General features: G+C 35.6%; 7 protein-coding genes and 1 pseudogene. 4 read left to right on the top strand and 4 right to left on the bottom strand.

Going from position 1 to position 16,125, the window contains the following annotated elements; translation table 11 throughout:
* Nucleotides 1–278: 278 nt before the first annotated feature.
* The 4 genes from BLV35_RS10140 to BLV35_RS10125 all read left to right on the top strand — a co-directional run bounded on the left by BLV35_RS10140 (nucleotide 279) and on the right by BLV35_RS10125 (nucleotide 8,875).
* Entirely contained in the window at nucleotides 279–3,218 is a 2,940-nt protein-coding gene (locus tag BLV35_RS10140) for a SusC/RagA family TonB-linked outer membrane protein (protein ID WP_091089040.1), read from the top strand.
* 17 nt (nucleotides 3,219–3,235) lie between these two features.
* The gene (locus BLV35_RS10135) at nucleotides 3,236–4,828 is read left to right on the top strand and encodes a RagB/SusD family nutrient uptake outer membrane protein (protein WP_091089037.1); all 1,593 of its coding nucleotides are present in this window, start codon (nucleotides 3,236–3,238) and stop codon (nucleotides 4,826–4,828) included.
* 21 nt (nucleotides 4,829–4,849) lie between these two features.
* Nucleotides 4,850–5,917 (top strand): SusE domain-containing protein, encoded by a 1,068-nt coding sequence (locus tag BLV35_RS10130; protein WP_091089034.1) that lies wholly within the window; start codon nucleotides 4,850–4,852, stop codon nucleotides 5,915–5,917.
* A 69-nt stretch (nucleotides 5,918–5,986) separates the two neighbouring features.
* Complete coding sequence (locus BLV35_RS10125; RefSeq protein WP_091089030.1) at nucleotides 5,987–8,875, top strand: alpha-amylase family glycosyl hydrolase; 2,889 nt, start codon at nucleotides 5,987–5,989, stop codon at nucleotides 8,873–8,875.
* Nucleotides 8,876–8,986: 111 nt separating this feature from the next.
* On the opposite strand, the gene acs is transcribed toward BLV35_RS10125, so the two are convergent.
* The 4 genes and pseudogenes from acs to BLV35_RS10105 form a co-directional block, all read right to left on the bottom strand.
* Nucleotides 8,987–10,894, bottom strand: a complete 1,908-nt coding sequence (gene acs, locus BLV35_RS10120; RefSeq protein ID WP_091089027.1) for an acetate--CoA ligase — start codon at nucleotides 10,892–10,894, stop codon at nucleotides 8,987–8,989.
* 16 nt (nucleotides 10,895–10,910) lie between these two features.
* Nucleotides 10,911–12,827: pseudogene (locus tag BLV35_RS10115) on the bottom strand (acetate--CoA ligase).
* Nucleotides 12,828–12,843: 16 nt separating this feature from the next.
* Nucleotides 12,844–13,206 carry a response regulator transcription factor gene (locus BLV35_RS10110; protein WP_091089024.1) on the bottom strand — a complete coding sequence of 121 codons (363 nt, stop codon included), beginning with the start codon at nucleotides 13,204–13,206 and terminating at the stop codon, nucleotides 12,844–12,846.
* A 2-nt stretch (nucleotides 13,207–13,208) separates the two neighbouring features.
* The gene (locus BLV35_RS10105) at nucleotides 13,209–15,917 is read right to left on the bottom strand and encodes a sensor histidine kinase (RefSeq protein ID WP_091089021.1); all 2,709 of its coding nucleotides are present in this window, start codon (nucleotides 15,915–15,917) and stop codon (nucleotides 13,209–13,211) included.
* Nucleotides 15,918–16,125 lie beyond the last annotated feature (208 nt).

Raw genomic sequence — 16,125 nt, 5'->3', positions numbered from 1 at the left:
GTGCTTATTTGCATCAAATTTTTTGTTAGTGGCGATGTCATAATTGTAAAATTGATAAAAATTATTTTCGTAATAAAGATATGGTTTGTTTTTATTAATGGCAATTTAACCCTTAAATAATTGGGTAATAGAGAAAGTTTTCAACACTATCACGTTTTCGTAAACTAATATAAAATAGTCTTTGTCGGGGCTGTTAAAATTTATATAAATTTAGCGTTCGAAGTAAAATTAAAAGTTAAAAACACAACCCAAAACACAAATTAATTTAAACAAAAAGTATGAAAACAATTTATAAAAAGTTGTTATTTTTATTACTGTTACTTCCTTTTAGTATTCTGGCTCAGAATACTCTTAGTGGAACTGTTCTTGATAAATCATCAGGACAGCCCATTCCTGGAGTAAATGTAAATGTACAAGGTAGCACAAATGGAGTTTCGACAGATTTTGACGGAAAGTTTCAATTGCCAAATGCTAAGAAAGGCGCTAAAATCGTTTTTTCTTTCATTGGTTACAAAAATACAGTCATTAACTATGATGCTCAAAAATCAGTAACGGTTTCACTAGAAGAAGATGCAAATCAATTAAGTGAAGTAGTAATCCAAGTGGGTTACGGTACCGTTAAGAAAAAAGATGCGACAGGAGCAGTAACCGTTTTGACATCGAAAGATTTTAATAAAGGACCAGTAACTTCTGCGGATCAAATGATTCAAGGGAAAGTAGCTGGTTTGCAAATCATTAATGGAGGAGGTTCTCCAGGTGAAGGTGCTACGATTAGAATTAGAAGTGGTTCGTCATTATCTGCAAATAACGATCCTTTATATGTGATTGATAATGTTCCAGTTGCGGCTGGTGGGATTAATGGAGGAAGAAATCCATTGTCTACGATAAATCAAAATAATATAGAATCTATTACAGTATTAAAAGATGCTTCGGCAACTGCTATTTACGGTTCTCGTGCTTCTAATGGTGTAATTATTATTACTACCAAAAAAGGAAAAGCTGGAGAATTGAAAGTGAATTACAATGGAAATCTTCAAGTTTCTGAAGTTACTAATAAAGTAGATGCTTTGTCGTCTACTCAATTTAAAGACTTTGTTACTGCTAATGGTAGTGCTGCTCAAATAGCTTTACTAGGTAGTGCTGATACGAATTGGCAAGATGAAATTTTCAGAACTGCTATTGGTACTGATCATAATATTGCTTTAAGCGGTGGAACTGATAATGTAGTTTACAGAGCTTCTGTTGGATATGCTAATTTGAATGGTATCTTAAAAAGAGATAACATGCAAAGAACAACTCTTGGAGTTGGTGTAACTGGAAATTTCTTGGACAAACATTTGAAAATTGAATTAAACAACAATACATCATCAATTAAAAACAACTACAGTAATAGAGGTGCAATTGGTGCGGCTATTAGTTTTGACCCTTCACAAGCGGTTAGAAATGCTGACGGTACTTTTTTCCAATGGTATACTTCACCTACTGAAATAAATCAGTTGGCTGGAAGAAACCCTGTTTCTTTAATTGATCAGTTTGATAACTATGGTACTTCATACAGAAGTATTGGAAACATCCAAACGGAATATAAAATGCATTTTTTATCAGAACTAAAAGCGGTAGCTAACTTTGGTTATGATCAATTGAGCGGAAGATCTTACGGCGGTACAGGTGCTAATTTCCTTAACGGAATTAAAGGTTCAGGACACAATAATACGTATGAAAATACAGGTTCAAGATTTAATAAAGTGATGGATTTGTATTTAAACTACAATAAGAAAGTAGATGCAATCGATACGCAAATTGATGCAACGGGTGGATATACGTATCAAGATTTTAGAGATGTAAATGATGGGTCTTCTTTTGATTTCCAAAATAATGTAACGGTTCCTGGTGTTCCTGTTCCTTCTAGAGTGAACTTACAATCTTTCTTTGCTAGAACAAACTTCACGATTGCTGATAAATATATTATTACGGCATCTTACAGACGTGATGGGACATCGAGATTCACAGAGTCAAACAGATGGGCAAATTTCCCTGCAGTAGCAGTAGCTTGGAAGTTAAACGAAGAAAGTTTCTTGAAAGATGTAGCTAGTATTTCTACTCTCAAAATTAGAGGAGGTTGGGGTATTACAGGACAACAGGACATTGGAGTAAGTTATCCTTCGATTCCGTTGTATTTAATTTCTAATAGTACGGCTCAATATCAATTTGGGAATACTTTTTATTCTACTTTTAGACCGCAACCGTACAATAGTAACTTGAAATGGGAGCAAACAACCACTTTAAATGCTGGTCTTGACTATGGCTTGTTCAACAACAGACTTACAGGAAGTGTAGATTTGTATAAAAGAACGACTAAGGATTTATTGTTGTACACTCAAAACCCATCTTTCTTTGGTTTTTCAAATTATGACAATTATAACGTAGGAACAATCGAGAATAAAGGTATTGAATTGTTAGCTGAGGTTATTCCGGTTCGTACTCAAGATTTTGAATGGACGATAGGTGGAAACGTTACTTTTCAAGATTCTAAAATCACAAAGTTAACGACTACTCAACCTAATACTCCTGGTATTAGTGTAGGTGGTATCTCTGGAGGTACAGGAAATACAATTCAAAATCACCAAGTAGGATATGCGCCAAGTTCATTCTTTGTGTATGAGCAAGCATATGGTGCTGATGCAAAACCACTTGACGGAGTTTTTATTGATAGAAACCAAGACGGGATCGTTAATGAACAGGATAAATACCGTTTTCATAAACCGGCAGCTGATGTTTTCTACGGTTTCAATACAAGTGTAACTTATAAAAACTTCGATTTTTCAATGGATTGGAGAGGATCTTGGGGTAATTACATGTACAACAATGTAGATTCTAATTTTGGAACGGATATTAATGTATTATTAAGACAAACAGATTTATCTAATGGAGTTGCTAATTTATTAGAAACTCGTTTTGCTAAATCAAATGACCTTCAATTGCATTCTGATTATTATGTACAAGACGCTTCGTTTATTAAGTTAAATAATGTGAGTGTTGGTTATACTTTCAATCAAAAACCAGAATCATCTTCATTAGTGAAATTAACTTTGTCAGCTCAAAATGTTCTAACTATTACTAAATATGATGGTTTGGATCCAGAAATTTCTGGTGGTATTGATAATACTTTATATCCTAGACCAATTATTTTCACGTTAGGTTTAAACGTTAATTTCTAATACAAACAAAAAGAAAAATGAAAAAGACACAAATAAAATTATTGGGTATTTCATTGTTATTGATGGTGTTTTTATTTCCATCATGTACCAATGATTTAGACCAAGCACCTGAAAGCACAAATGCTATTCCAGGGGATCAATTTTTTACTGATGCAGCTTCTTATAAACAAAATCTAGCAAAATTATATGCAGGTTTTGCTACTTCAGGACAATCGGGACCTTCAGGGTCGCCAGATATTTCTGGAATCGATGAGGGTGAAAGCCAGTACATAAGAGGATATTGGTTATTACAGGAGTTAACTACTGATGAAGCAGTTATTGCTTGGAATGATGGAACTATAAAAGACTTACATTCACAAACATGGACTTCTTTAGATCGTTTTGTAACTGCTGTTTTTGCACGTTACTCTTTTCAAGTTGTAAACTGTAATGAGTTTTTAAGACAAACTACAGATGAGAAATTAGCGGCAAGAGGAGTAGATGCTACTTTGAAAGCAGAAATTGCTACTTATAGAGCAGAAGCTCGTTTTTTAAGAGCGATGACGTATTGGCATTTAATTGATATGTTCGGTGGTGGTTCTTTAGTAACTGAGGAGTCTCCAAGCACTTTCTTTTATCCAGAATATGCTACAAGAGCAGAGTTATACAAGTTTGTTGATGAAGAATTGACAGCGATTACACCTTTATTGAAAGCACCAAAATCGAACGAAGCATTTCGTGTAGATCAAGCTGCTGCTTGGATGTTACAAGCTAATTTGTATATGAATGCAAAGGTATATACTGGTAAAGATCATTATGCTGAGGCACTTCCTTTACTTACAAAAATTACTGGTTCTGCTTATAAATTGCATACTAATTACAATCAATTGTTCTTCGCTGATAATGATAAAAATGGATCGCAAAACGAATTTATCTTTGCTATAGCTTTTGATGGTCTTCGTACACAAACTTATGGTGGAACAACTTTCTTGACACATGCGCCAGTGGGTGGAAGTATGAAAGCTGCTGACTTTGGTATCAATGGTGGATGGGGTGGTATAAGAACTACTTCTGCTTTTGTTGATAAATTTGATGCTAATACAACAGATACCCGTGGACAATTTTATAAAGATGGGCAAACAAAAGAAATCAAAGAAATTGGAAATTTCACAGATGGATATGCTATTCAGAAATTTAGAAATGTAGATGTAAATGGCGTACAAGGTTCAGATAAAGCGGGAAATTTCTCGGATGCTGATTTTCCTATTTTCCGTTTAGCAGATGCTTATTTAATGTATGCAGAATGTGCTGTAAGAGGTGCAGGTGGAAGTTTAGTTACTGCTACAAAATATGTTAATGATTTAAGAACTAGAGCTAAAGGAGCAGCCGTTACTCAAGGAGATCTTACCTTGAATTTTATTCTTGATGAAAGAGGTAGAGAATTGCACTGGGAAGGACACAGAAGAACGGATTTAATTCGTTTTGGTAAATTTTCTGGAGGAAGTTATTTATGGCCTTGGAAAGGAAATGTGGCTGGAGGATCTCCAACACAGTCTTACAGAGATTTATTCCCAATTCCTGCAACAGCTCTTGCATCAAATAGTAAATTAATACAAAACCCTGGATACTAATAATTTTAAAAATTTATAAAAATGAAAAATATAACTAAATCAATAATTGCCTTATTCGCGGTAGTTGCTTTGTCTTGCAGCGTAGAAGATGTTCAAGACAGACCCGTTATCGAAGGAGTTGATTCTCCTGTATTAACAGCTCCAACAGCTGGTGCTGCTTATGTACTTTCGCCTGCAAATGCAACTGCGCAAGCAGAGCGTTTTACATGGAAATCTGCTAACTATGGTGGTGCTGTAGAAGTTGTTTACACGGTAGAAGTAGACAAGAAGGGGAATGCGTTTAAAACACCTGTAGTATTAGCTTCAAGAAAATCTGAAAACCAAGCATCAGTTTCAGTTGAAACTATGAATGGAGCAGCATTAACATTGAAAAGCACACCTTTTGCTCCTGCTGAATTTGAAGTAAGAGTAAAATCTACTGTTGGTACTGAAGTAATGCTTTCTAATGTAGTTGGAATTGTAATTACTCCTTATACAACTGAAAGCCCTAAATTATGGGTTCCTGGTGGTTATGCAAAAGCATCTGGATATCCAAATGATTGGGATCCTGCTACATCTCCACAGCTTTCTGCTTCAGGATATGGTAAAGTAGACTTTGAAGGATACATCAATTTTAATGATGCTGGTGCTGAATATAAATTTACAAGTTTCCCAGAATGGAAAGGGGAATATGCTGCCGGAGCGACTGCAGGTACTATTGCTACGTCTGGAGCAAATCTTAAAATTCCAGCTGCTGGTTATTATAAAATGGAAGTTGATACAGAAAAATTAACTTATAAAGTTACTGCACAAGTATGGGGAATTGTAGGTAATGGTACTCCAGGTGGTTGGGATGCTGATACTAAGATGACTTATAATAAGGTCGCTAAAACTTGGTCTATTATTGCCACTTTGACAACTCAATCTGCTCCAGATAACGGAATGAAATTTAGAGCTAATAACAATTGGGATTTTAACTTTGGAGATACTGGTGCTGATGGTACTCTAGAAGCTGGAGGTACTAATATTAGTACTACAGCAGGTACTTATTTAATCACTTTAGATTTAAGTCATCCAAGAGCATATACTTATACTATGGTAAAACAATAATATATTTTGTTTCCCAAAAAGGGCTATCTTTTCGATAGCCCTTTTTTATAATTTTAAAGAATAAATATTATGAAAAAAACTATACTTTTAATACTGTTTTTCTTGTCAATTGGGGCTTTCGCCCAACAACAAACCGTTAGTTACAGCATTAGTCCAACTACCTTCGAAGAGTCGACAGCTATCACTATTACCGTTAATGGGAGTAGTATAAATGAAGCCACTTGGGGAGTAACTGGAAATGCTTTGTACTTATGGGCTTGGGCATTTGATTTAGATGATACAACGCAAAAAGGAACACCTCTGAATGGTTCATGGACTGCATCAGATGAGGCTAGTAAATTCACGTATAACCCAGGACCTGATACTTATACAAAAACGATAACACCCACTGCGTACTATAATACAACTAGTATAGGGAAAATAGGATTTTTGATAAAAGCCAAAGATGGTACTGGAGATAAAAAATCACAAGATATTCTGGCTGAGGTGGGAAGTTTTCAGGTTACTTTAACTTCGCCTTCGCAAAATAGCTCTACTATTATTACTTCTGGCGCAAGCTTGAATATTACTGCAACAAATACAGCGGGTAATGCCAGTTACAACTTAAAGTCAAATGGCGCTAGTATTAATACAAATCCAGCAACGGCAAATTATAGTTATAACCATACTAATATCACTTCTAATCAAAATTATGAACTTGAAGTGACGCAAGGATCAACTACACTTGTTAAGAAATTTACTGTTATTGTAAACCCAGGTGCAGTATCAGGAACTATGCTGTCGGGTTTATTAGATGGGATCAATTATAATACTACAGATGCTACCAAAGCTACTTTGGTACTTGATGCGCCGTTAAAAGATTTTATATATGTTGCGGGAAGTTTTAATAACTGGCAACCTACCAATGCTTATTCGATGACAAAAGATCCTACATCTGGGAAATTTTGGTTGGAACTTACGGGTCTAACATCGGGGGTTAATTATACGTATCAGTATTGGGTAGGAGAAACAACTCCTATTGCTAATTCACCTGCATTAGTAAAAACAGCCGACCCATATTCGACTTTGGTTTTGTCACCTTATGATGATGGCGGTATTCCCACTGCAAGTTATCCTAATATGCCTGTCTATCCAGTAGGGCAAGAAAGAGAAGTGACGGTTTTACAAACAGGACAAGCACCTTATGCTTGGAGTACTGCAACAACAAATTTCGTGAAGCCAGAGAAGGAAAAACTGGTGGTTTATGAACTTTTAGTAAGAGATTTTGATGCAGGTAGAAATTATCAAAGTATAATTGATAGAATCGATTATTTTAAGAATTTGAAGATTAACGCGATTGAGTTATTGCCAGTAATGGAATTTGAAGGGAATGAAAGCTGGGGGTATAATACCTCATTTCACATGGCTTTAGATAAATTTTACGGGAGTTCAAGTAAGCTAAAAGAAATGATTGATGTTTGCCATCAAAATGGAATAGCGGTAATTCTTGATGTTGCGTTGAATCATGCTTTTGGGCGAAACCCAATGGTTAGAATGTGGATGAACGACCCTGAAGGTGACGGCTGGGGATCGCCAACAGTTGAAAGCCCTTATTTCAATACCGAGGCTAAACACAGTTATAATGTGGGTGAGGATTTTAACCATCAGTTGCCAGGAACGCAGAATTATGTGAAACGAGTTATAAAACAATGGATTCAAGAATATAAAATTGATGGTTTCCGTTGGGATTTAACGAAAGGTTTTACTCAAAACTGTCCTTCAAGTGTTGCAGGTGGTCAAGATAATTGTACCAATGCGTACCAACAAGATAGAGTAGACGTTTTGAAAATGTATGCTGACTATTCTTGGAGTCTGGACCCAACGCATTATATTATTTTTGAACATTTAGGAGGTAATACAGAGGAACAACAATGGGCAAATTATAAAATTGCCGAAAATCCGAGTAAAGGAATCATGATGTGGGGTAAAATGACTGATAATTACAATGAATTATCTATGGGTTACCCTGGGAATATTTCTGGAATGACAAGTTCCAGCCGTGGATTTACGGCTAATAGATTGATGGGGTATGCTGAAAGCCATGATGAAGAGCGCCTAATGTATAAAAATTTGCAATATGGAAATAGTGCAAATCCGGCACATAACGTAAAAACATTAGATATTGCCTTGTCAAGAATGTCAGCTATTGGAGCAGTTTCTTTATTGGTTCCAGGACCAAAAATGATTTGGCATTTTGGAGAACTGGGATGGGATACCTCTATATTTAGTTGTAATAACGGAACGGTAAATACGCCATCAGATGCTATTTCTGGCGATTGTAAGTTAGATACAAAACCACAACCACAATGGACAAATAATTGGCTAGCTAACAACAGTAGAAATAAAATTTACACGGATTGGGCAAAGATGATTAGTTTGAAAACAACAGAGCCTGTTTTTATAGGTACTGCAACGATTAATAATAGTTCGTCATTATCACAAACTATTAAAATAACAAATACTGCTCTGGCAAGTACTCAGCTTAAAGATGTTTTGGTACTTGCTAATTTTGATGTGACTTCTAGCGCTGTATCTACGGGTTTCCCATATACTGGTACTTGGTATAATTTAATGGATAATTCAACTATTAATGTAACAAATACTTCGGCACCTATTAGTGTTGAGGCAGGTGGTTTTAGAATTTATGGAAACAAAGTAGCAAATTTGGCAATAGCAAATTATGAAGGAGAGACTGGAATATTTTTGTATCCAAATCCAGCTTCTAATTATTTTACTTTAAATACAGATACTACTAAAGTTCAGATTTTTTCAATGGCTGGAAAATTAGTAAAAAGTTTTGATGCGAGTCATTCTAAAGATACTCCATTTGTGATTAGTGATTTGAGTAAAGGACTTTATATTGTAAAGGCATTGAATGAAAACAATGAAATTCAAGTGATGAAATTCATGAAAAAATAGTGTTTAGTTTGATTTCTGAAAAAGCTGCCCTTCAAAAGGCAGCTTTTTTTATACAAAAAAACTGCTCCATAAATGAAGCAGTTTCTCAATAAATTAAAACTAATAAAAAATTTAAATTTTGCCGTTCTTTATTTCTTCCACAATTTCTGGATTCAATAAAGTGGAGGTGTCTCCAAAGTTAGAATAATCACCTTCCGCTATTTTGCGCAATATTCTACGCATGATTTTACCCGAACGAGTTTTAGGTAAACCAGATACAAATTGAATTTTATCTAGCTTGGCGATGGGCCCAATTTGGTTTGAAACTTGTTGGTTGATTTCCTTACTTAGATTTTCTCTGTCACGATATTCTCCTGTTTCTTTTAGAATCACAAAACCATATAATGCATTTCCTTTTACGTCATGAGGGAAACCTACAATGGCGCTTTCAGCAACTGCTGGATGCTCGTTAATGGCATCTTCAATAGGAGCGGTTCCCAGATTGTGACCGGAAACGATAACAACGTCATCTACGCGACCTGTAATTCTGTAATAGCCTACTTCATCACGTAAGGCTCCGTCGCCGGTGAAATATTTGCCTGGAAAGGCAGTAAAATAGGTTTCTTTATATCTTTTATGGTCACCCCAGATGGTTCTAGCAATTCCTGGCCATGGATATTTAATACATAAACTACCTACTACTTGATTGCCTTCTATTTCATTTCTTTTTTCATCCATTAAAACGGGTTGGATTCCTGGTAAAGGCAAAGTGGCATAAGTTGGTTTAGTGGGAGTCACAAAAGGAATAGGCGAAATCATAATACCTCCTGTTTCTGTTTGCCACCAAGTATCTACTACGGGGCATCTTTTATCGCCCACGTGGTCATTGTACCAATGCCAAGCTTCTTCATTTATAGGTTCTCCCACAGAGCCGATTACTTTTAAAGTGTCTAGTTGGTATTTTTGTACGAAATCTAAACTCTCTTTTGCCAAAGCACGAATAGCAGTTGGTGCAGTATAGAACTGTGTTACTTTGTGTTTAACAATAACTTCCCAAAAACGACTATAGTCTGGATAAGAAGGAACTCCTTCAAAAATTACTGTTGTAGCTCCGTTCAATAAAGGACCGTATAAAATATAGGAATGTCCAGTTATCCAACCAATATCTGCGGTACACCAGAATATATCGTTGTCTTCATAATTGAATACATTTTTAAAAGTATAAGCGGTATAAACCATATAACCGGCTGTGGTATGTACCATTCCCTTTGGTTTTCCGGTAGATCCAGAAGTGTATAGAATAAACAATGGATCTTCGGCGTCCATGATTTCTGCAGTATTATTGTCTGAAGCAGCATCTAAAAGGGGTTGTAACCATTGGTCACGTCCTTCTTGCATGTTTATAGTGCTGTTGGTTCTTTTTACCACCAATACGTTAGCAACACAAGGCGTATTTACTAATGCTTCGTCGATAATTCCTTTCAAATCAATCGTTTTGTTTCCGCGATATCCACCATCTGAAGTGATAACCATTTTACAATCACTGTCATTTATTCTAGTAGCCACTGCCGATGCTGAAAACCCAGCAAAAACAACAGAATGGATGGCTCCAATTCTAGCACAGGCCAAAGTAGTAATAGCTAGTTCAGGAATCATTGGTAAATAAATACAAACGCGATCTCCTTTTTCTATTCCTTGTTCGCGCAATACGTTTGCCATTTTACAAACGCGTTGGTGCAATTCAGTATAGGAAATATGCAATGCTTCTTCACTTGGGTCATTTGGTTCGAAAATAATTGCAGTTTTATCTCCTTTTTTTGCAAGATGTCTGTCAATACAGTTTTTGGTAATGTTTACTTTGGCATCGACAAACCATTTTATTTCGGCTTCAGCCATATTAAAATCAACCACTTTATCCCATTCTTGGTACCAGGTGAAGTTTTCAGAAGCAATTTTGTCCCAGAACTTTCTTGGCTCACGGACTGATTTTTTATATTCTTTAAAGTATTCTTCTAGATTGTTAATTTTATAGCGACTCATAATCTGTTGGATATATTTAGTTAGTTAGTGTGTTGTTTTTGTTAAAAGTGCCGATTTCATGTTTTTGTAAGACTTCGGTGATTTCATCGATAATGGCTTCGTCATCGATTGTTGATGGGATTTGAAACTGATCACCATCTGCGATGCTTCGCATGAGTTTCCGAAGAATTTTACCGGAACGCGTTTTTGGTAAACGATTTACGATAACCACATTTCTCAAGGAAGCCACAGCTCCTATTTGTTGGCGTACGATGTTGATGATTTCATGTTCTAATTGAAAATTTTCGATTTCATCATTTAATTTGATTACTACCAATGCTAAAGGAATTTGTCCTTTTAGAGCATCGTTAATTCCAATAACAGCGCATTCTGCTACCGATGGATGTGAGGCGACTACTTCTTCCATTTCGGCTGTTGAAAGGCGATGACCCGCAACATTGATGACATCATCGACTCTTCCGGTAATGTAAATATAATCGTCTTCATCTTTATAACCACCATCACCTGAAAAATAGTAACCAGGGAATTGTTCTAAGTAACCAGCCTTAAATCTAGGGCTATCATTCCATAAATCAAGTAGCGTTCCAGGAGGTAGAGGTAGTTTTACGACCACATATCCTTGCTGATTTGCTTCAACTTCATTTCCTTCTTCATCAAATATTTTAATGTCGTAGCCACAAACTGCTTTACCTACAGAACCAGGTTTTATAGTTAAAGTTTCAACTCCTATCATATTTGCAATCATAGGCCATCCTGATTCAGTTTGCCACCAATGGTCAATTGCTGGAACAGGAATGTGTTGGTTATACCATTCTAATGTGGGAACATCACAACGTTCTCCAGCTAGAAGTTGTGTTTTCAAAGAACTCAAATCATATTTTTTTATAAAATCGCCATTTGGATCTTCTTACTTAATAGCGCGAATAGCTGTAGGTGCCGTAAACATTGCATTTACTTTATGCTCGTCAATAATTCTCCAAAAAGTACTGGCATCTGGCGTTTTTATTGGTTTTCCTTCAAAAATAATAGTGCTGTTTCTATTGATTAAAGGCCCGTAAACGATAAAGCTGTGTCCTACAACCCAACCCACATCTGAAGCTGCCCAAAAAACTTCAGCTTCCTTTATGTTGTAGATTTTTTGCATCGAAAATTTCAATGCGACTGCGCAGCCACCTGTGTCACGAACCACTCCTTTTGGCTTTCCGGTTGTTCCTGAAGTATACAGAATGTACAAGGGATGAGTGGCATTAACCGGCACACATGGCGTTTCTTCAGATCCATAAATTAAAGCATCATAATCCACATCATATTTCTTAAATGGAACTCGGGCTCCTAATTTTCTGTTGAATACGATTACTTTTTTTGGTCTGTGGGTAGCCAGTTCAATCGCCTCATCTACCAATGGCTTGTAAGTGATTAATCGGTCCACTTCTATTCCAGAAGAGGCAGTTATTATTAATCTAGGTTTGCAATCATCTATTCTAATCGCTAATTCATGTGGTGCGAAACCGCCAAAAACTACCGAATGAGTTACGCCAATTCTAGCACAAGCTAACATTGCAAAAGCAGCTTGAGGAATCATTGGCATGTAAATTATAGCAGTGTGTCCTTTCTTTAATCCTAAAGACTGCATTCCTCCAGCGAGTTTTGCTACTTCAGTTTTTACTTCAGAAAAAGTGTATTTTTTTATGGTTTGGGTCACTGGCGAATCATAGATAATCGCCACTTGATCGCCATAACCATCTTGAATATGTTTGTCAAGTGCGAGGTAGCACACATTTAATTCACCGTCTTTATACCATAATGGGTAGCCGTTCTCATCTTCTGATAAGATGATTTCGGGTTTATTGTACCATTCGATTGTGTTTGCTTGCTCCTTCCAGAAATTTTCAGGTTGAGTAATGCTTTTTGCGTAATAATCATTGTAATTCATAATAGTAATATCTTAATTATTGAATTAATTCCTGTACTTGTTCTACTAGTTTTTTTATCGAAAAGGGTTTTGTTACATAGAGATTTGCTCCTAATGATAGTCCTTTTTCAATGTCCTTCTCCTTGTTCTTTGCCGATAGGAAAATGACTTTGCAATGTTGCAATCGTTCGTCTTTTTTTATTTGTTCTAATGTGGCAAAACCGTCAACCATAGGCATCATAACATCGAGGATGATTACGTCTGGGAATTGTTTATTTAGAATTTCTAATGCTTCTTGTCCGTCACGTGCTATGAAAACTTCAAAATTATTTTTCTTGAATGTATATTCCAAAGACATAACAATGTTGGGTTCGTCATCTACAATTAAAATTTTCTTCATCTCTATTGGTTTTCAGTTGTATTGTAATTGGGTAATGTGAAAATAAATGTTGCGCCATTTCCTTCTGTACTTTCGACCCAAATACTCCCTTTATGGTGTTCTATAATTTGTTTGCAAATGGCAAGTCCTAAACCGCTTCCTACAGGTTTTTTTACATTTTGATTTCGAGACTGATAGAACTTATCAAAGATGGGCTCAAACTCTTCTACTTTTATTCCTTTGCCATTATTGTGAATGCGGACTGCTACATCTTTGTTGTTTTCAGTTACTGTAATTGTAATTTCTCCATTAGTTTCAGGGCAAAATTTTATCGCGTTTGACACTAAGTTATGAATAACCTGAATGATTCTTTCCTCATCATAAAAGGCCTTTATTTCTTCTGACGCTTCATTAAATATAATAGCAATGTTTTTGTTATTTATTAATTGTCTTACTGAATCGATCGTATTTTTTATGGTTTTTGAAATGTTGTTTTTTGAAAGATAAATTTTGTGTTTACCTGTTTCAAATTTTTCTAAATCCAGAATTTTATCAATCAGACGATTTAGACGATCTGATTCTGATATAATACTTTTTAGAAATTGTTTCCTCAATTCATTTGGGATCTCATCATCGTCATCATGTAGGATTTCAGTTGCCGCACGTATCGCAGTAATGGGTGTTCTCAGCTCATGTGTAACGGTGTCCAGAAATTCATCCTTTTGAATATCTTTTTTAATTAATTCCTGATTGGCATGTTTTAGCTGATCTGATATTTTCTTTAGCTCATTCGAAGTATCAGTCAGTTTTTTGTTGATGATAATATTTTCTTTAGATTCCTCTAGAATACGCAATACTTCGGGAAGACTAATTTTGTCTTCTTTAATCACACTTGAAATTAAAATTTTGGCGGAAGCCGTACCAATATGACCGGTCAAGAGATTCTCTGCAAATTTTATAAATCGGGCATCTGCAGTGGTGATATTTTTGTCGATATTGTATTTCAAGTTAAAAATGTTCAAGGCGCGTTTTGTTCGATCCTCACCTAAGAAACGTTGCAACACTTTTTTAATATCAGAGATGTATGCGGTTCCTTTCCATACAAAAGCATTCTCGTGATTCGTAATGTATTTATCGATATCCACAAACATTTCGGCATAGTTGCGCTCTCTGTAATTCCCTTTGAAACTCACTGAAACAGCAAGGTAGCTCATGGTGTTTAGCAGCATACTCCAAAAAAAGGCATTCTGTATAGGTTCTAAATAATCCAGTCCAAAAAGATGGAATGGTTTTAATAGTTCAATTGCCCAAGGTCCTTCTTGAAGGAATGCACTAGAAGACGAGGTGATTCCAATGGCGTATGGAAGCAATAAGGTGTAAAAACAGACAAGGAAACCAAGTACGATTCCTGTTATAGCACCTTTTTTAGAACCTCTTTTCCAAAATAAAGCACCAAAAAAAGCGGGAGCCAATTGTGCGATAACGACAAATGAAACTAGACCTATAGAAACTAACGAGTAATCTAAAACAAAAAATCTATAGATGAAATAGGCTAGAATAATCAATGAAAAAATAGCTATTTTTCTAGAGTTTAAGATTCTTTTGTTGTTTTTTTCTTGCGAAGTATTTTCTAATGAACCCACAAATCCATAAGGAATCAGTAAGTTATTACTTAACATAGTGGATAAAGAAATGGACGAAACAATAATCATTGAAATGGCTGCCGAAAATCCACCTAGAAATACTAAAACGGTCAAGGTGTTATTGTTGAAGAACTGCGGAATCAATAGCGAATAAGTATCTGCATTTAAACCTTGTCCTTCAAAAAGAATGTTGCCACCCCAAGCAATAGGGAATACGAAAATATTGAAAAGTAATAAATACAATGGGAAAAGCCATATCGCTGTTCTAATGTGTGTTTCCTTATTGTTCTCAACAATTGCGGTATGAAATTGCCTTGGCAAAAGAAAAATAGCAAACATGGACAAAACACAGAGAAAAAACCAATTGATACCTTCTGTAAGTCCTCCAATAGTATTTTTTTTGTCAAAGCTGTCAAGTAGTACTGCTTTAGCATAGATGTCATCAAAGCCATCAAACACAAAGTAAGTTACATAGATTCCAATGATTAAAAAGAAGATTAGTTTTAATATAGATTCCATCGCAACAGCGGTAACAATTCCGCGTCTTTTCTCGGAAGCATCGACATATTTTGTTCCATAATAGGATGCAAATAAAGCCAGTGCAAGACATACGTAAGTCGTGGTATCACTAAAGATATTGGAACTCGACTGTGTGTTGGTTACAATATTAAAAGTGTCGGAAATGGATTTTAGTTGTAAGGCAATATACGGTAAAACCCCAAAAATACATATTAAGGTAACTAATGCTCCTAGAAATCTGCTATTGCCATAACGCAAAGAAATAAAATCGGCTATACTGGATATTTTATTGACTCTTGAAATGCGTATAATTCTCTTAAGGATAATCATCCAAGTTGGGATGATGATGATTGGGCCTAAATAGATAGGCAGGTAACTTAAACCTGACTGTGCAGCAACACCAATACTTCCATAATAAGTCCATGCAGTACAGTATACCGCTAAGGAAAAAGAATAGATATAAGGGTTCGTAGTCCATTTAGAATTACTCCTTTTTTCTGCCCAATGCGCTATGTAAAAGAGAATCGATACATAGAGGGTTAAAATCAATAAGAGACCAATACTACTCATAATATTTTTTTATGATTATGTACGATATCGCTATAGAGAACAACCATGCCGAAAAGATATACACGTAGATTATTGGGAATCCAAAAAGAGATTTTGAATTATCGAATAATAGCAATAGCGGAATATTCAATGCTAATATTAAAAGCATTGAAAGGATAACCAACTTTTGTTCGTGTCTTTTTTTCATGGTGTTAAATAATACAATCTC

The organism is Flavobacterium gillisiae (assembly GCF_900107635.1).
Taxonomy (GTDB): domain Bacteria; phylum Bacteroidota; class Bacteroidia; order Flavobacteriales; family Flavobacteriaceae; genus Flavobacterium; species Flavobacterium gillisiae.
Note: the sequence above shows the minus strand (reverse complement) of the source record. Positions and strands in the feature narration are given on the sequence as shown.

Bases quoted from the DNA above. Each gene is read 5' to 3' on its own strand.
- BLV35_RS10105 (WP_091089021.1), bottom strand. From the start codon at position 15,917: ATGAGTAGTATTGGTCTCTTATTGATTTTAACCCTCTATGTATCGATT.
- BLV35_RS10130 (WP_091089034.1), top strand. From the start codon at position 4,850: ATGAAAAATATAACTAAATCAATAATTGCCTTATTCGCGGTAGTTGCT.
- acs (WP_091089027.1), bottom strand. From the start codon at position 10,894: ATGAGTCGCTATAAAATTAACAATCTAGAAGAATACTTTAAAGAATAT.
- BLV35_RS10135 (WP_091089037.1), top strand. From the start codon at position 3,236: ATGAAAAAGACACAAATAAAATTATTGGGTATTTCATTGTTATTGATG.
- BLV35_RS10140 (WP_091089040.1), top strand. From the start codon at position 279: ATGAAAACAATTTATAAAAAGTTGTTATTTTTATTACTGTTACTTCCT.
- BLV35_RS10110 (WP_091089024.1), bottom strand. From the start codon at position 13,206: ATGAAGAAAATTTTAATTGTAGATGACGAACCCAACATTGTTATGTCT.
- BLV35_RS10125 (WP_091089030.1), top strand. From the start codon at position 5,987: ATGAAAAAAACTATACTTTTAATACTGTTTTTCTTGTCAATTGGGGCT.